Source organism: Streptomyces cadmiisoli (assembly GCF_003261055.1).
Taxonomy (GTDB): domain Bacteria; phylum Actinomycetota; class Actinomycetes; order Streptomycetales; family Streptomycetaceae; genus Streptomyces; species Streptomyces cadmiisoli.
On the sequence record NZ_CP030073.1, the window covers coordinates 6,506,887 to 6,523,081 of the forward strand.

The following is a 16,195-nucleotide window of genomic DNA, read 5'->3' on the forward strand; positions in this document are numbered from 1 at the left end:
AGGCCGTATGCGCGCCCTGATCGCCGCCGCGACCGGTCTCGTCCTGGCGTTCGCCCTGGTCCTGACGATCACGGCACTCGGATCGCCGTCGGGCGGGACCTCCCCGAAGCCGCTGCTCACCACGGTGCCCGCGCACCCGTAACCACCCGGGAGGGAGGCCGAGATGCGTCGCAAGGCCGGCCTGATCCTGCTCGCCCTCGCCGTGTTCTTCGCGGCGCTGTCCCCACTGCTGCGCTGGTACGCCTTCCCGCGCCTCGCCAAGATCCCGCCGAACCAGTACCAGGAGATGGTGCTGGAGGCCAGGGACGCCACCCTGCTCGACTACGGCACCATGACCGCCCGCAAGGTCGACAAGGTGACCATCGTGCAGACCCTCAAGGGCAACGTGGAGGCCTCCGAGCGGATCGAGCGGACAGCGGGCCGCGACGTCGTCGTCTGGGACGGCCTGTCCTACATCGAGGGGCCCGACGGCAAGATGGTGTCGAAAGTCCCGGAACGGTACATCTTCGACGCCCACACCCAGGAACCCGTGCACGCCACCGGCGAGATGGTCGACGGCGACCCCGTGCGCCGCGAGGGCATCGAGTTCAAATGGCCCTTCCTGACCGAGAAGCGGGCCTACCAGTACTTCGACGCGCAGGCCCGTGTCACCGCGCCCATCCACTACAAGGGCACCCAGGACTTCCGCGGCGTCGAGGTGTACTACTTCGAGCAGACCATCCCCTGGACGCAGGTCGAGTTCCCCAAGACCCTGCCCGTCGAGGGCATCACCCCGGAGTCCGTCGCCGAGACCGGCACCACACGCTGGTACACCACGGTCCGCAAGTTCTGGGTCGAACCGCTCACCGGCGCACCCGTCTACGGCGAGGAGATCCACAAGGAGGAGCTGCGCGGCGGCACCCTGCTCGGCGGCCGCGACAAGGTCACCGCGTTCTCCGGCCACGTGAAAATGCGTGAGGACTACATCAAGGACACCGTCGACCTGGTGAAGTCGAACCGCACCGTCGTCCTGCTGATGACCTCGTACCTGCCGTGGGGCTTCCTGTTCCTCGCCGGCCTGCTCCTGTCCCTCTCCCTCTACCTGGAGGCGCGCGGCCGCCGCCCCGGCGACCCCGCCCCCGACACGGCCTTAGAACCCGAGCCGGTCACCGCCTGAGCCGCGCGTTGGTGTGCCGCGTCGGCTCGGCCGACGCGGGATCCTCGGGCCAAGGATGCTTCGGATACCGGCCGCGCAGCTCCCCCCGGACCCCCTTGTAGCCGTCCCGCCAGAACGACGCCAGATCGGCGGTGACCGCCGCCGGACGCCCGGCGGGGGACAGCAGATGCACGAGCAGCGGCACCCCGGCGACACGGGGCGACTCCTCCAGCCCGAACATCTCCTGCAACTTCACGGCCAGTACGGGCCGCTCCGGATCCGCGTAGTCGATCCGGATCGCGGACCCGCTCGGCACGGTGATCCGCTCCGGCGCCAGCGCGTCCAGCCGCGCCGCGTCCCCGGAGGCCCACGGAAGCAGCCGGGCGAGCGCGGTCCCGGCGTCGATCCGCGCGAGATCGGCGCGCCGTCGGGCCCGGCCGAGCTCCGGCTCCAGCCATTCGTCCACGCGCGCGTGCAGCGCCTCGTCGGCGACGTCCGGCCACGGCTCGCCCAGGTGCAGACGCAGAAAGGCCAGCCGCTGCCGCAGCACGTCCGCGTCCCGCGACCACCGCAGCAGTCCGAAGCCCTCCCGCCGCAGCCCTTCGAGCAGCGCCTCGCGCACCGGTCCGGCGCCGGCCTCCCTGAGCGGGCGCACCGCCAGCTCCACGGCCCCGAGCCGCTCCACCCGCCGCGCGACGACGTCCCCGTCCGCCCAGTGGACCTCCCGGCCCTCGAAGCGCAGGGCCCCCGCCGCCAGCCGGGCCACCCCCTCGTCGACCTCGGCGGCGAGCCGTACGCGCGCGTGCCCCTTGCCCACGGGGCGGTCGGCGACCGCGACGGCCAGCCACGCGGCGCCGCGCAGCGCGGATCCGTCCCCGAGCTCGGCCCGTGTCCCGGAGACCATGAGGTAGGTGCCCGCGTCGGCCCGCGCCACCCGCTCGGGGAAGGCGAGTGCGGCGACCAGCCCGGCCGCCCGGTCCGTACCGAGGAAGGAACCTGCTCCGTCCGCCGCGCCCGGTCGTCCGGGGTGTGCGGCTGCACCGCTCGGGGTCGCTGCTCCGGCCGTCCGCCCGGAGCGTGCGGCCGCGCCGCTGGGGGAGGCTGGGCCGTTGGCCGCGCTCGCCGCCCCGGGGTGCGTTGCCGTACCACCGGGGGAGGTTTCTCCGGCCGCCGCACCCGGTCGGCCGACGTGCGCCGCGCCGGAGGTGATGCCACCGGGCGCCGCGTCGGCGTCGCCCCGCAGCCGCGTGCGCAGCCGCCGGACCTCCGCCTGCCAGCGCCGCGCGGCGGCGTCGTTGCCGCGCCGGGCCGTGCGCAGGGCGGCGGCGAGGTCGTCCCCGTACTCCCGCGGCGCCTCCTCGCTCAGCAGGGCGACGACCTCCGCGGCCAGCTCGGTGCCGACGACGGGCGCCGCGTCGAGCAGCGCCCGGCCCAACCGGGGGTGCACGCCCAGCCGGGCCAGCCGTACCCCGCGCTCCGTGGCCCGCCCAGTGGCGTCGACCGCCCCCACCGCCGCCAGCACGGTCCGCGCGGCGGCCATCGCCCCGGCCGGCGGGGGATCCAGCAGCGCCAGTCCGGAAGCGTCGGGATCGCCCCAGCACGCCGCCTGGAGCGCGAACGCCGTCAGGTCGGCCAGCTGGATCTCCGGCGCCGGAAAACGCGGCAGGCGGGTGTCCTCGGCCTCCGTCCAGCACCGGTACACCACGCCCGGCGCCTCGCGTCCGGCGCGTCCCGACCGCTGCCGTCCCGACGCCTGCGACGCCCGTGTCGTCGTCAACGCGCTCAGCCCGCGCGCGTGATCCACCCGCGGCTCCCGAGCGAGTCCCGAGTCGACGACCACCCGCACCCCGGGCACCGTCAGCGAGGACTCCGCCACCGCTGTCGAGAGCACCACCCGGCGCCGCGTCCCGGGCGACAGCACCGCGTCCTGCACGGCCGCCGGAGCCCGCCCGTGCACCTGGAGCACCTCGACGTCCCCCAGCCCGTCCAGCTGCCCGGCGACCCGGGCGATCTCCCCGACACCCGGCAGGAAACACAGCACGTCCCCGGACCGCTCGGCCAGCGCGCGCCGCACCACCGACGCCACGTGCGTCAGCAGCGCGGGATCGACCCGCATGCCGTGCGGCGGCCGCACGGGACGCCCGGGCGGCGCCCACACCACCTCCACCGGATGCGCGACGCCCTCCGCCGCCACGACCGGCGCCCCGCCCAGCAGCCGGGCCCACCCGTCGGCGTCGGTCGTCGCCGACGCGGCCACCAGCCGCAGCTCGGGCCGCAGTGCCTCCCGTACGTCCCACAGGAACGCCGCCACCGTGTCCGCGTCCAGATGGCGCTCGTGCACCTCGTCGAGCACGACCACGTCGACGCCGCTCAGCTCCTGGTCCCGCTGGAGCCGCTGGAGCAGCACACCGGTCGTGACCACCTCCACGCGCGTGTGCCGCCCGACGACACGTTCGCCGCGGACCGTGTAGCCGACGCTCGCGCCGACCTTCTCGCCCAGCAGCCACGCCATCCGCCGCGCCGCCGCCCGCGCCGCGATCCGCCGCGGCTCGGCGACCACCACCCGGCGTGCCGGACCGCCGCCGAGCAGGCCCGCGAGCGTCGGCGGCACCAGCGTCGTCTTACCGGTGCCGGGTGGTGCGACGAGCACGGCGGCGCCGTGCCCCTCCAGGGCTTCGCGCAGGGCGGGCAGGGCGGTGCGGACGGGCAGCGCGTCCAGGGCGTCGTGGCGGATCACGCCCCCAGTGTCGTACGCCCCCGGAAGGCCCCCGCACGCGCGCGTGTGTGTAAGGACCGGTCACGTCGGTACGCGGGACCGCTCCGGCATGCCCCGACGCGCGCATGGGTCAGGGTCTCCGTTTCCTGCGCTGTCCCGCCCGGCGCGGAACGCTCCGACCGAGCGCCCGCACCACGAAGCCCTCGTACGTGCGCGAAAGCCCCCGCACGTGCGTGTGCGTCAGTCCCGCTCGCAGACGAAGATCGCCGTCCCGGGGATCAGAGCGCCGCGCAGCGGTGACCATCCGCCCCACTCCGAGGTGTTCCAGGCCGGCCACTCCGGCTCCACCAGGTCCACCAGACGGAAGCCGGACGCCGCGATGTCGCGGACACGGTCTCCGAGGGTCCTGTGGTGCTCGACGTACACCGCACGGCCGGTCTCGTCCTGCTCGACGTAGGGCGTGCGGTCGAAGTAGGACGCCGACACCGTGAGCCCCTCCGGGCCGGGCTCGTCCGGGAACGCCCAGCGGATCGGGTGCGTCACCGAGAACACGAACCGCCCGCCCGGCCGCAGCACCCTGCGCACCTCCCGCAGCACCAGCCGCGGATCCGCCACGAACGGCAGCGCCCCGTACGCGGAGCACGCCAGGTCGAAGGAGCCGTCCGCGAAGGGGAGCGCGGCGGCGTCGGCGCAGACGAGTGGAAACGATCCGCCGATCCGCAGCGCGTGCTGGAGCTGGCGGTGCGAGAGGTCCAGGGCCACCGGACGGGCGCCCTGGGCGGCCAGCCAGCGCGCGCACTGCGCCGCGCCGGCGCCGATCTCCAGCACGGCCCTGCCCTTGAGCTCCGCCGGCGGGCCCAGCAGCTCCGCCTCCACCTCGTCGAGGCCCTCCGGCCCCCAGACGAAGCGGTCGTCGCCGAGGAACGTGCCGTGCTCGATCTGGTACTCGTCCGCGTTCCGGTCCCACCAGCCACGGTTGGCCCGGGCGCTCTCCGCGGCGTCGGCCCGGCGTCGGGTGGCTTCCGGCTCGAACGCTTCCGGCTCTTGGATGATCGGCTCCCTCGTATTAATCTCGGCCTCCTTCCGGCCCGTCCCGGCTGTGTCACCGGAGGGGCGCGCCGAGGAGCGCGTGGCCTGAAGCGACATGTTTTGTGTCGGGTATGCGACGATCCGCCCCGGGTGTGCGGCTTCGCGCATTGACCCTGCCCGGCTGCCCCCGTATGCTACAAGTTGCGCTGCGGGCCTGCGCACCTCAGACGTAGCAGGCTGCGCTCGCATCTGTTGTATGTCCCCTCGGTTCTCGAGGCGCCACCACCAGTGACTGGTGGGGCGTTTCCTTGGCTGTCCGGCTTCTGCAGAGCGAAACGGGCTCCCGGCGTAAGCAGTACCTACGACTTCAATGTCCGTACCGGAGCCCTTTCCCACATGACGAGCAGCACCGAGACCACCGCCACCACCCCGCAGGTAGCGGTCAACGACATCGGTAACGAGGAAGCCTTCCTCGCCGCGATCGACGAGACGATCAAGTACTTCAACGACGGCGACATCGTCGACGGCGTCATCGTGAAGGTCGACCGGGACGAGGTCCTGCTCGACATCGGTTACAAGACCGAAGGCGTTATCCCGAGCCGCGAGCTCTCCATCAAGCACGACGTCGACCCCAACGAGGTCGTCGCCGTCGGTGACGAGATCGAGGCCCTTGTTCTCCAGAAGGAGGACAAGGAAGGCCGCCTGATCCTCTCGAAGAAGCGCGCCCAGTACGAGCGTGCCTGGGGCACCATCGAGAAGATCAAGGAAGAGGACGGGATCGTCACCGGTACCGTCATCGAGGTCGTCAAGGGTGGTCTCATCCTCGACATCGGCCTCCGCGGCTTCCTCCCGGCCTCCCTGGTCGAGATGCGCCGTGTTCGCGACCTCCAGCCCTACGTGGGCAAGGAGCTCGAGGCCAAGATCATCGAGCTGGACAAGAACCGCAACAACGTGGTCCTGTCCCGCCGTGCCTGGCTGGAGCAGACCCAGTCCGAGGTCCGCCAGACGTTCCTCACGACCCTCCAGAAGGGTCAGGTCCGTTCCGGTGTGGTCTCCTCGATCGTCAACTTCGGTGCCTTCGTGGACCTGGGTGGCGTCGACGGACTGGTCCACGTCTCCGAGCTCTCCTGGAAGCACATCGACCACCCCTCCGAGGTTGTCGAGGTCGGCCAGGAGGTCACGGTCGAGGTCCTCGACGTCGACATGGACCGCGAGCGTGTCTCCCTGTCGCTGAAGGCGACCCAGGAAGACCCGTGGCAGCAGTTCGCCCGCACCCACCAGATCGGCCAGGTCGTGCCCGGCAAGGTCACGAAGCTGGTTCCGTTCGGTGCGTTCGTCCGCGTGGACGAGGGCATCGAGGGTCTGGTCCACATCTCCGAGCTGGCCGAGCGCCACGTGGAGATCCCGGAGCAGGTCGTCCAGGTCAACGACGAGATCTTCGTCAAGGTCATCGACATCGACCTCGAGCGCCGTCGCATCAGCCTCTCGCTGAAGCAGGCCAACGAGGCCTTCGGTGCCGACCCGGCCTCGGTCGAGTTCGACCCGACCCTGTACGGCATGGCCGCGTCCTACGACGACCAGGGCAACTACATCTACCCCGAGGGCTTCGACCCCGAGACCAACGACTGGCTCGAGGGCTACGAGACCCAGCGCGAGGCGTGGGAGCACCAGTACGCCGAGGCGCAGACCCGCTTCGAGCAGCACCAGCAGCAGGTCATCAAGTCCCGCGAGGCCGACGCCGCTGCCGCGGCCGAGGGCGGCGAGGCTGCGGCTCCGGCCGCGACCGGCGGCTCGTACTCCTCCGAGGGTCCGGACAACTCCGGCGCGCTGGCCTCGGACGAGGCGCTCGCCGCGCTGCGCGAGAAGCTGGCCGGCGGCCAGAGCTGATCTCCCGCTAGGGAGCAGCTCCAGCCGTTGAGGCTGGGCCTTTGACCGAGGGTCCGCATCCTTCCCGGATGCGGGCCCTCGGTGCGTTGTGCGCGTACGGCGAGTGCGGCGGACATCGGAGTGGAATGCGTACGTACGGCCACGTCCGGGAAGATCCGCCGACCCTCGCCTGTGCAGCGACGGCGCGGACCGCCCCTGGCCTCTCTGCCCCGACTTTTCCGGCGCCGGCTCCTCCCAGCGCCAGCTCCGCCCGGCCCTGGCTCCTCCCGGCCCCGGCCCCTCCCGGCACCTCCCTCTTCCGATGCCGAACCCCGGCACAAGCGGCAGATCCCCTCAACCCGCCCTTCACGCGCGCGTACTGACGTGCCGTGACACCTCGGCGCCGGCACCCGGCCCGGCCGTGACAGATGCCTGATCATGGTCCGGTGCGGGAATGCCCTTGCTCTGCCCTGTGTTGTTCAGCAGGAACAGGAGAAGGAGCGGTCACTGTGCTTGATCCACAGGGTTTGTACACGTGGGAGCCGAAGGGCCTGGCCGTCGTCGACATGGCGCTCGCCCAGGAGTCGGCCGGTCTTGTCATGCTCTACCACTTCGACGGATACATCGACGCGGGCGAGACCGGCGACCAGATCGTCGACCGGCTCCTCGACTCGCTGCCCCACCAGGTCGTCGCCCGGTTCGACCACGACCGACTGGTGGACTACCGCGCCCGCCGTCCGCTGCTGACCTTCCGGCGTGACCACTTCGCGTCCTACGACGAGCCCACGCTGGCCGTGCACATGGTCCAGGACGCCACCGGAGCGCCCTTCCTGCTGCTCTCCGGCCCGGAGCCGGACGTGGAGTGGGAGCGCTTCGCCGCAGCGGTGGAGCAGATCGTGGAGCGCCTCGGCGTGCGCCTCGCGGTGAACTTCAACGGCATCCCCATGGGCGTTCCGCACACCCGGCCCGTGGGCCTGACCCCGCACGGCAACCGCACCGACCTCGTGCCCGGCCACGACAGCCCGTTCGACGACGCACAGGTGCCCGGCAGCGCCGAGGCGCTGGTGGAGTACCGCCTGATGAAGGCCGGCCACGACGTCCTCGGCGTCGCCGCGCACGTCCCGCACTACATCGCCCGATCCCCCTACCCGGACGCCGCGCTGACGGCTCTGGAGGCCATCACATCGGCCACCGGACTGGTCCTGCCCGGCATCGCGCACGCCCTGCGCACGGAGGCCCACCGTACGCAGACCGAGATCGACCGGCAGATCCAGGAGGGCGACGAGGAGCTCACCGCTCTGGTCCAAGGCCTGGAGCACCAGTACGACGCGGTGGCGGGTGCCGAGACCCGCGGCAACATGCTCGCCGAACCGGTCGAGATCCCGTCGGCGGACGAGATCGGGCAGGAGTTCGAGCGGTTCCTGGCGGAGCGCGAAGGGGACAACTGAGCAGCCCTACGACACCTGACGAGGCCTGACGACCCCCGTGGCAGCGGGGGCCGCTGGGTGCCGCACCGAGCAGGCCCTAAGCTTCGGCTCATGCTGAAGGTGGGCCTGACCGGCGGGATCGGCGCCGGCAAGAGCGAGGTGTCCCGGCTGCTCGTGGAGTGCGGGGCCGTGCTGATCGACGCGGACCGCCTCGCCCGTGAGGTGGTGGCGCCGGGCACACCCGGCCTGGCCGCGGTCGTCGAGGCGTTCGGGCCCGAGGTGCTCGCCGAGGACGGAAGCCTGGACCGGCCGAGGCTCGGCTCCGTCGTGTTCTCGGACCCGGAGAAACTCGCCGTCCTCAACGCGATCGTGCACCCCCTGGTCGGCGCCCGCTCCCGGGAACTGGAGGCGGCGGCCGCCGAGGGCGCCGTCGTCGTCCACGACGTCCCGCTGCTCACCGAGAACGGACTCGCGCCGCTGTACGACGTCGTGGTCGTCGTGGACGCCACCCCCGAGACCCAGCTCGACCGTCTCGTACGGCTGCGGGGCATGACCGAGGAGGACGCACGCGCGCGTATGGCGGCCCAGGCCGCACGCGCGCAGCGCCTGGAGATCGCGGACATCGTGATCGACAACGACGTGCCGCTGGCGGAGCTCCGGGGGCGTGTGAAGGACGTATGGGCCGATCTCGTCCAGCGGGCGCAGGCGCCCCAGCAACCGCCTCAGGAATAGCGGCCCCACGACGGGGCGTTGAACCCGGTCAGTGAGGGAAGGACTCAGGGGTGCCCGAGACCAGCGGTTCGAACGGACGTACACCGGAGACGGACGTCATCGACTTCCGCGCCGCCGAGCAGTTGCTCGCCGCGCGCGACCCGCGGGGTGCGGTGAAGCTGCTCGACGGAGTCATCGCCGCGCATCCGGAGAACACCGCGGCGCGGCTGCTGCGCGCGCGGGCGTTCTTCGCCGCCGCCCAACTGCGGCCCGCGGAATTGGAGTTCACCATCGTCCTGGAGCGCGAGCCGGACAATGCCTTCGCCCACTTCGCGCTCGCCCGCACCTACGAACGCCAGGGACGGCCCGAGCAGGCCATGCGGCACTTCCGTCTGGCCGCCGCGCTGGACCCCAATCCGCAGTATCTGAGAGCGGCCCGCTTCGACAGCTGACAGCCGCCCGGCGCGGCGGTCGGGCCGGCGGTGCTACCGGACGCGGTGGTCCGGTGGCTGGTACGGCGGGACGTCCGGGCCGGGCTGGTAGTGCGGGCCCTGGCGGATGTGCCTGAGGATCACGGCCAGGTCGATGGTGATCACCAGCCAGAGCACCCCGCACGCGATCGCCCACCCGGGCCGGCCCACCAGGGCGAAGGCGGCAGTGCCGAAGATCGCCCAGACCAGCCCCCACACACTCAGCCAGAAGCGCATGCGCAGCGCACTGCGCGCGGTCGCCGGCTCACTGCCCGTACGCATCGGATCATCACTCCTACTTGAAACCTACTCTTCGCCCCGGGCGCTCGCTCTCGGCTCCCGCTTCGCGGTCCACGCAGGAAGGACCCGGCGCTTCCTCGCGGGCCCCCGGGTGCGACATGGCCGCAGCCCGTGGTCCTGTCCAGGGTGGCTGCCACTCGAACGGGTGAACCGGGCGCGGGTGGGAACGGCTGTGCGGGCGCGGCCCGTTGGACGGGCATGGAGCCGAAGATGCGAGAAGGACATCAGGGGACGGGTCCGGGGGCGATCACCCCGGACGGCTGCGCGGTCGAGCTCTACTCGCGGCTGCCCGTCAGGACCGAGCCGGACATCATCGCGGGGGCCGTCCCGGCCGGCGCGCACATCCTGGAGCTGGGCTGCGGGGTGGGCCGGATGACACACCCGCTGCTGGAACGCGGCTGTGCGATCACGGCGGTGGACGAGTCGCCCGAGATGCTCGAACGAGTCCGCGGGGCCCGCACGATATGCAGCCCGATCGAGACGCTCGACCTGGGCGAGAGGTTCGACGCGGTCCTGCTCGCGTCGTTCCTCGTGCACGCCGGAGACGTGGAAGTGCGGCGCGGCCTGCTGCGGACCTGCGTGCGTCACCTGGCCGACGACGGCTGCGTACTGATCCAGCGCGAGGGCGAGGAGTACCACACCGACGTACCGCGCGAACGGGTCGACCCGACCGGCTTCACCGTGCGGATCGTCTCGTCGCAGCCGGTCGGGGACGGCACGAACACGGTCCGCGCGGAGTACGAGTTCCCGGACGCGACATGGACTCAGACGTTCCGCGCCCGGCCCCTGACGAAGGAGGAGTTCGAGGACGCACTGGCGGAGGCGGGCCTGAGGGTGGACGAGTATCTGACGGACGATCGGATATGGGTGAGGGCGGTCGCGGCCGGCTGACCGCCGGGGCCGGGTCGCGGGTGCACGGCGCATGAGGAGGGGCGAACAGGCAGCGAATTCTCGCCGTTTCGCGATGAGTTCCCGTGCGGGGGCGGGTCTGTCCGGGTGACAGCATCACGGACCACGCCACCCAGGAGAACCCGATGCCCGACCCCACCGCTCCCTTCACTCCCGTCACTTCCGCCACGTCCGCTGCCTCCGCCGTCACCCGCGGGACGTCTGTCGCGGAGTCCGAGACCGCGCGGGGGCGTCGGGCTCGTGCCGCGCTGCGTGCCCTCCAGGTGGTCCTCGCCCTCTTCTTCGCGTTCGCCAGCGCGTTCCCCAAGCTGATCGGGCACTCGTCGGCCGCCGAGATCTTCCAGGAGATGGGCTGGGGCAGTGCCGGGATGTACGCGGTCGGGGCGCTCGAACTGGCGGGAGCGGCTGGGCTGGTGCTGCCGCTGGTGCAGTCCGCCGCGGCGATCGGGCTGAGCGGCCTGATGGTGGGGGCGTTCGTCGTCCAGCTCACCGTCTTCGACGGCGAGCAAGCGGCGACACCCGTGATCCTGCTCGTGCCGCTCACCTTGATCGCGTGGGCACGGCGACGCCAGAACAAGCAGTTGCTGCGCGTCGTGCGTCGACGGGGATGAGGGGTGGGGTCGGCAGATCTGAGCCGGTGAGCGCCGGAGAGCGCGTCGCCGTCCGGGTCAGCGCCCGTCAGGATGCCCGCTCGCGCCGCCCGAAGGACGGAGGCTACCCAGGGCCCGGAGGCGCTCCAGGTCGCGGCGGTCCCGCTTGGTCGGCCGGCCGGCGCCCCGGTCGCGGATCCCGGCGGGCGCGACGGCCTCGCGGGGCGGCGGAGGCGGGCTGTTGTCGATGTAGCACTGGACGGCCACGGGGGCGCCGACGCGCTTGCGGATCAGGCGTTTGACGACGACTACCCGCTCCCGGCCCTCCTGCCGCAGGCGTACCTCGTCACCGACGCGGACGGAGTGCGCCGGCTTGACCCGTTCGCCGTTCACGCGCACGTGGCCGCCCTTGCAGGCCGTGGCGCCCTGCGACCGGGTCTTGACCAGCCGTACCGACCAGATCCAGCTGTCGATGCGGACGGTCTCGCCGTTCGCGGGCCCGGCCGCCTCCGCGGCGGCCACGGCCGCGGCGACCTTCGGGTCGACGGCCGGAGCGGCATCGTCGTTCGGGGGGACCGTCGCATGCTCGGCCCCGGAAGCCGCACCGGTGTCCTCCCGGGCGTCGGGCGCGGTGGCGGGCGGTTCCTCGGCGGCGCCCGCGGGGGCCGGGACGGTGGCGCCCCTGCCGTTCCGTCCCGTCCGGCTCTCGCCGCCGCTGTTCGTACCCGTTCGCTCCGCAGCCATGTCTCGACCTTAATCCCCCCGGTCGGCCGTAGCCGCCTGCTTTTGTGGCCGGGGCCGAGCACCTACGTCTGGACCAATGTCGTGCCATCCACCATGATGACGCCGCCATGACAACCCAGCCTCCCGGATGGTGACCGTGCGTCGATCAGTCGTCCCAGTCCTGTCGGCCGCCGCGCTGCTCATGGCCCCGAGCCCGGTGGCGGCACAGGAGCCCGCGCCCGCGTCGGCGTCCGCGTCAGCCACCGGATCCCCTGCCTCCGGAATCACCGGATCCAGGGGAACCATCGGAACTACCGGAACTACCGGAATCGCCGGAACGGCTGAAGCCGCCCGAGCCGTCAACAGCGGGACGGGAGGCGGGATCGCAAGCGGGACCGCATTGGGGGCCGGGGCCGTCGGAGCGACACGGACCGCCGCCGGCACCGCGGCGGCCGCGGAATGGACGCCCCCGCTCAGCACCAGGGGCCGTTGGATCGTCGATGCCGACGGAGACCGATTCAAGCTGCGGTCCGGGAACTGGCACGGGGCCAGCGGTACCTGGAACGGCTCGGGCAGCACGGACGACGACGCCAACCACCACGCCGGTGAGAACTCCGGCCGGATACCGCTCGGCCTGGACCGCGCGCCCATGGCCGAGATCATCGCCGGTTTCCAGGAGATCGGGATCAACAGCATCCGGCTGCCCTTCTCCAACGAGATGATCCACGACGGCCGCCCCGTCACGGACGACAGCGTCGCGGCGAACCCCTCCCTCAGGGGAATGACCCCGCTCCAGGTCTACGACGTCGCGGTCCGTGAACTCACCGCGGCCGGACTCGCCGTGATCCTCAACAACCACACCAACACCACCCGTTGGTGCTGCGGAGTCGACGGGAACGAACGCTGGAACGCCTCGCAGTCCACTGAGACCTGGGAGAACGACTGGCTGTTCATGGCCCGCCGCTACAAGGACAACCAGCGGGTCGTCGGCGCCGACCTCTACAACGAGGTACGGCGCAACGTCTGGGACGACCCCAACTGGGGGTTGGGCGACAACCACGACTGGTTCACGGTCTCGCAGCGCGTGGGCGACCGCATCCTGACCGAGGCCGACCCGGACCTCCTGATCGTCGTCGAGGGGATCAACTGGACCGGCATCCCCGTCGACGGCTTCGCACACGAGCGCCCCACCCTGGAGCCCGCCCGGCACCTCTCGCACACGCTCGTCGACTCCGGCAAGCTCGTCTACTCCGCCCACTTCTACGACTACACCGGCCCCAACCACAGCGGAGCGACCGGCACAGGTGAGACCAGCGACCCCCGCTACCGCGACTTCAGCCCCGGCGAACTCATCGACGTACTCAACCGCCAGGCGTTCTTCGTCACGGCGGAGCAGGACCGGCACTTCACCGCGCCCGTGTGGATCAGCGAGTTCGGCGTCGGGGGCCGTGACGAGACCGGCGCCAAGCAACGGGCCTGGTTCGAGAACTTCGTCGACCAGTTGATCCGTACCGACGCCGACTTCGCGTACTGGCCGCTCGTCGGCTGGCACGAGGACCGCAGGGGCAACGGCTGGGCCCTGTTGCACTGGGACGCGGCGGGCCACCGCATGGGTGTGTACGACGGTGACGACTGGCGCGCCGCCGCCTGGACGCGTCTCATGGCGGCGCCCGCACGCACCGGTCATGTGGAGCCGGTAACGGAGTGGTCGATGCTGAGCCCCGACCACGGTGACGTCGTCCAGTCGCGGCGGATGCGTGCCCTGCCCGACTGGAACCCGGGCGCCCGCAAGGCCGTCTGCCCCGACGGCCAGCGGATCGTCGGTCTCGCGCACACGGGCAACCGCGCCCTGTGCTCGGACGTGTCCGCCGGCGCGCTGTGGGACGCGGCCCGCGGGCACGAGGTGGTCGTGGACGAGCGACACGTCCGACCGAGCCAGGACTGGGCCTCCGGGTACACCAAGCTCCAGTGCGCGGACGGGCAGTTCCTGATCGGGTACAGCGTCCGCGGCTCGGCGGTCTCGGCCGCCCTGTGCGCGACCGCCCGGGCCGGTGAACTCGGCACGAGCGGCCGTACGGTCTGGTTCGACCGGGGCGACAACCGGGGTGAGGCTCCGAAGGGCGGGGACTTCGCGCACGGTCATTACAAGGGGCAGTGCGCGGACGACGAGTACGCGGCCGGGATCGCGTACACGGGGCGGTTCGGCTCGTCGCGGACCCCGGACGCGTTGTACTGCCGCAAACTGAGCTGACCTCGCCGCGGTGGCCGCCCCGGATCTACGGTGGAGCCATGGACGGCGCCGGACTCACCGCCCTCGACCAGCGGATCGCGGGCTGCCGGGCCTGCCCGCGGCTGGTCGACTGGCGTGAGGAGGTGGCCCGCACCAAGCGGGCCGCCTTCGCCGACTGGACGTACTGGGGGCGGCCCGTACCGGGCTTCGGCCCGCCGGACGCCCGCCTGCTGATCATCGGCCTCGCCCCGGCCGCCCACGGCGGCAACCGGACGGGCCGGATGTTCACCGGCGACCGGTCGGGCGATGTGCTGTACGAGGCGTTGTACGACGTGGGCCTCGCCTCGCAGCCCACTTCGGTCGCCGCCGGTGACGGCCTCGCGCTGTACGGCGTCCGGGTCACCGCGCCCGTCCACTGCGCCCCACCGGCGAACAAGCCCACCCCGCAGGAACGGGACACCTGCCGGCCCTGGCTCGTCGAGGAACTGCGGTTGCTGCGCCCCACCCTGCGGACGGCGGTGGTGCTGGGCGCCTTCGGCTGGCAGGCGGCGCTGCCCGCGTTCGCGGCGGCGGGCTGGACCGTGCCGAAGCCCCGGCCGGTCTTCGCCCACGGCGCGCGGGTGACCCTCGACGGCCCCGCAGCCGTGGACGGACCGGTCGGACGCACCGGGGGTGGAGGCGACGGCCGCGGGGGAGGCTACGGTGGCGCTGACGGCCGCGGTGGGGGTGAGGGTACCGGTGGGAGCGACGTCTCACGCGGAGCCCGAGACCCGGGCGCAGCTGACGACCTTCGCGGAGCTGATGACCTCGGCGGAGGCGACGCCTCGCTCGGAGGCGAAGGCTCCCGCAGACGCGAAGGCCCTGGACGAGCCCCAGGCCCCGGCGGAGCCGACGACTCCGGCGGAGCCGACGACCCCCGCGGAATCGCGTGCTCGGCCCGGTTCGGTGGGCCCGGGCGGATCGAGCTGTTCGGCTGCTTCCACGTCAGTCAGCGCAACACGTTCACCGGTCGGCTCACCCCCGCGATGCTGCGCGACGTGCTGCGCGCGGCGGCGCTGGCGGCGGGCCTGGCGCCGAGAGATTGACCGGACGGGGCCGGCACAGCAGCCCCGCGGCGCCCCACCGCACCCAGGTGAGTGCACGCCGAGTCCTGATCCACGGCCGGACAAAACGCTACGCCCGCGGCCGGGGCGCGCATTACGCTTCCGGCGACTTCCGAGCCCCGTCCCCCTGTTGGAGCCGCAGCCGTGCCGTCCCTCAGCGACCAAAAATTCCTCGCCCGCACCACCGACCGGCTCGCCGCCCTGCCCACCGTCCGGGCCGTCGCGCTCGGCGGTTCGCGGGCCGAGGGAACCCATCGCCCCGACAGCGACTGGGACATGGCCGTCTACTACCGCGGCGACTTCGACCCGGCCGACTTGCGCGCCGTGGGCTGGGAGGGCGAGGTCTCGGAGGTCGGCGGATGGGGCGGCGGCGTCTTCAACGGGGGCGCCTGGCTGACGATCGACGGACGGCGGGTCGATGTGCACTACCGCGATCTCGACGTGGTGGAGCACGAGCTGGCGCGGGCGGAGCAGGGCCGGTTCCGGGTGGAGCCGCTGATGTTCCACCTCGCCGGGATCCCGACCTATCTGTTGGTCGCGGAGCTGGCGATCAACCGGGTGCTGAGGGGTGATGTGCCGCGGCCGGCGGCGTACCCGGAGAAGCTGCGGGCGACGGCGTGCGAGCGGTGGTACGGCACCGCCTGCGCCACGCTCGCCTACGCCAAGGCCCATCACGCTCCCGCCGCGCGCCGCACCGAACTCGCCGGTGCGCTCGCCGTCGCCGCCGTGCACACCGGTCACGCGGTGCTGGCGGCCCGCGGGGAGTGGGTGACGAACGAGAAGCGGCTCCTCGAACGCGCCGGGCTGCGGGCCGTCGACGACGTCGTCACATCCCTGGGAGGCGACCGGGACCACATGATCCGGGCGGTCGCCGTGGCGGAGGCACTGTTCGAGCGGTCCGTGGCGGCGGCGTCGGCGCCCCGGGGATGACGCCGTCCCGTCCTTCGCCGTTCGGCTCGGTCACCCGAGCACACCGTCGTACGTTG

Annotated in this window: 14 protein-coding genes and 2 pseudogenes; 12 read left to right on the forward strand and 4 right to left on the reverse strand. The window is 72.4% G+C overall.

The genetic code is table 11. The annotated features are described in order from the left end of the window. Positions 1 to 7 precede the first annotated feature (7 nt). Complete coding sequence (locus DN051_RS28485) at positions 8 to 142, forward strand: SPW_0924 family protein (protein ID WP_112439770.1); 135 nt, start codon at positions 8 to 10, stop codon at positions 140 to 142. Positions 143 to 163: 21 nt separating this feature from the next. Next, entirely contained in the window at positions 164 to 1,156 is a 993-nt protein-coding gene (pgfA, locus tag DN051_RS28490) for a cell envelope lipid trafficking protein PgfA (RefSeq protein WP_112439771.1), read from the forward strand. Here the strand turns inward: pgfA and DN051_RS28495 are convergent. Both DN051_RS28495 and DN051_RS28500 read right to left on the reverse strand, forming a co-directional pair. After that, a complete protein-coding gene (locus DN051_RS28495; protein WP_112439772.1) occupies positions 1,146 to 3,872 on the reverse strand; it encodes an ATP-dependent helicase C-terminal domain-containing protein in 2,727 nt (908 codons plus the stop codon). The two genes, pgfA and DN051_RS28495, sit on opposite strands and share 11 nt — an antisense overlap. 219 nt (positions 3,873 to 4,091) lie before the next feature. Continuing rightward, positions 4,092 to 4,997 (reverse strand): class I SAM-dependent methyltransferase, encoded by a 906-nt coding sequence (locus DN051_RS28500; protein WP_234389069.1) that lies wholly within the window; start codon positions 4,995 to 4,997, stop codon positions 4,092 to 4,094. Between the two features lie 279 nt (positions 4,998 to 5,276). Here DN051_RS28500 and rpsA point away from each other — a divergent pair, with 279 nt between their 5' ends. The 4 genes from rpsA (at position 5,277) to DN051_RS28520 (ending at position 9,336) form a co-directional block, all read left to right on the forward strand. Then, entirely contained in the window at positions 5,277 to 6,767 is a 1,491-nt protein-coding gene (gene rpsA, locus DN051_RS28505) for a 30S ribosomal protein S1 (RefSeq protein WP_053763224.1), read from the forward strand. Between the two features lie 488 nt (positions 6,768 to 7,255). After that, a complete protein-coding gene (locus DN051_RS28510) occupies positions 7,256 to 8,194 on the forward strand; it encodes a PAC2 family protein (protein ID WP_053763223.1) in 939 nt (312 codons plus the stop codon). A gap of 90 nt (positions 8,195 to 8,284) precedes the next feature. Beyond that, complete coding sequence (gene coaE, locus DN051_RS28515) at positions 8,285 to 8,905, forward strand: dephospho-CoA kinase (RefSeq protein ID WP_112439773.1); 621 nt, start codon at positions 8,285 to 8,287, stop codon at positions 8,903 to 8,905. Positions 8,906 to 8,955: 50 nt separating this feature from the next. Further along, the gene (locus DN051_RS28520; RefSeq protein ID WP_053763221.1) at positions 8,956 to 9,336 is read left to right on the forward strand and encodes a tetratricopeptide repeat protein; all 381 of its coding nucleotides are present in this window, start codon (positions 8,956 to 8,958) and stop codon (positions 9,334 to 9,336) included. A gap of 33 nt (positions 9,337 to 9,369) precedes the next feature. Here the strand turns inward: DN051_RS28520 and DN051_RS28525 are convergent, their stop codons facing one another. Continuing rightward, a complete protein-coding gene (locus DN051_RS28525; protein ID WP_053763220.1) occupies positions 9,370 to 9,636 on the reverse strand; it encodes a DUF6343 family protein in 267 nt (88 codons plus the stop codon). 228 nt (positions 9,637 to 9,864) lie between these two features. Between DN051_RS28525 and DN051_RS28530 the strand changes: the two genes are divergently transcribed. Together DN051_RS28530 and DN051_RS28535 are read left to right on the forward strand one after the other, a co-directional pair. After that, a complete protein-coding gene (locus DN051_RS28530) occupies positions 9,865 to 10,545 on the forward strand; it encodes a class I SAM-dependent methyltransferase (protein WP_112442486.1) in 681 nt (226 codons plus the stop codon). A 143-nt stretch (positions 10,546 to 10,688) separates the two neighbouring features. Beyond that, positions 10,689 to 11,174, forward strand: coding sequence for a DoxX family protein (locus DN051_RS28535; RefSeq protein ID WP_112442488.1), 486 nt, complete (start codon positions 10,689 to 10,691; stop codon positions 11,172 to 11,174). A 57-nt stretch (positions 11,175 to 11,231) separates the two neighbouring features. Here the strand turns inward: DN051_RS28535 and DN051_RS28540 are convergent, their stop codons facing one another. Further along, on the reverse strand, positions 11,232 to 11,897 hold the full coding sequence (locus tag DN051_RS28540; RefSeq protein ID WP_112439774.1) for an RNA-binding S4 domain-containing protein: 666 nt from the start codon (positions 11,895 to 11,897) through the stop codon (positions 11,232 to 11,234). Positions 11,898 to 12,276: 379 nt separating this feature from the next. Between DN051_RS28540 and DN051_RS28545 the strand changes: the two genes are divergently transcribed. From DN051_RS28545 to DN051_RS28560, 4 genes and pseudogenes are all read left to right on the forward strand, one after another. Further along, complete coding sequence (locus DN051_RS28545) at positions 12,277 to 14,127, forward strand: glycoside hydrolase family 5 protein (protein WP_246040671.1); 1,851 nt, start codon at positions 12,277 to 12,279, stop codon at positions 14,125 to 14,127. A 38-nt stretch (positions 14,128 to 14,165) separates the two neighbouring features. Then, positions 14,166 to 14,762: pseudogene (locus DN051_RS28550) on the forward strand (uracil-DNA glycosylase); the annotation flags it as partial. A gap of 303 nt (positions 14,763 to 15,065) precedes the next feature. Further along, a pseudogene (locus tag DN051_RS28555) lies at positions 15,066 to 15,191 on the forward strand (uracil-DNA glycosylase); the annotation flags it as partial. A gap of 162 nt (positions 15,192 to 15,353) precedes the next feature. Next, positions 15,354 to 16,139 carry a nucleotidyltransferase domain-containing protein gene (locus tag DN051_RS28560; RefSeq protein WP_112439775.1) on the forward strand — a complete coding sequence of 262 codons (786 nt, stop codon included), beginning with the start codon at positions 15,354 to 15,356 and terminating at the stop codon, positions 16,137 to 16,139. Positions 16,140 to 16,195: the final 56 nt, after the last annotated feature.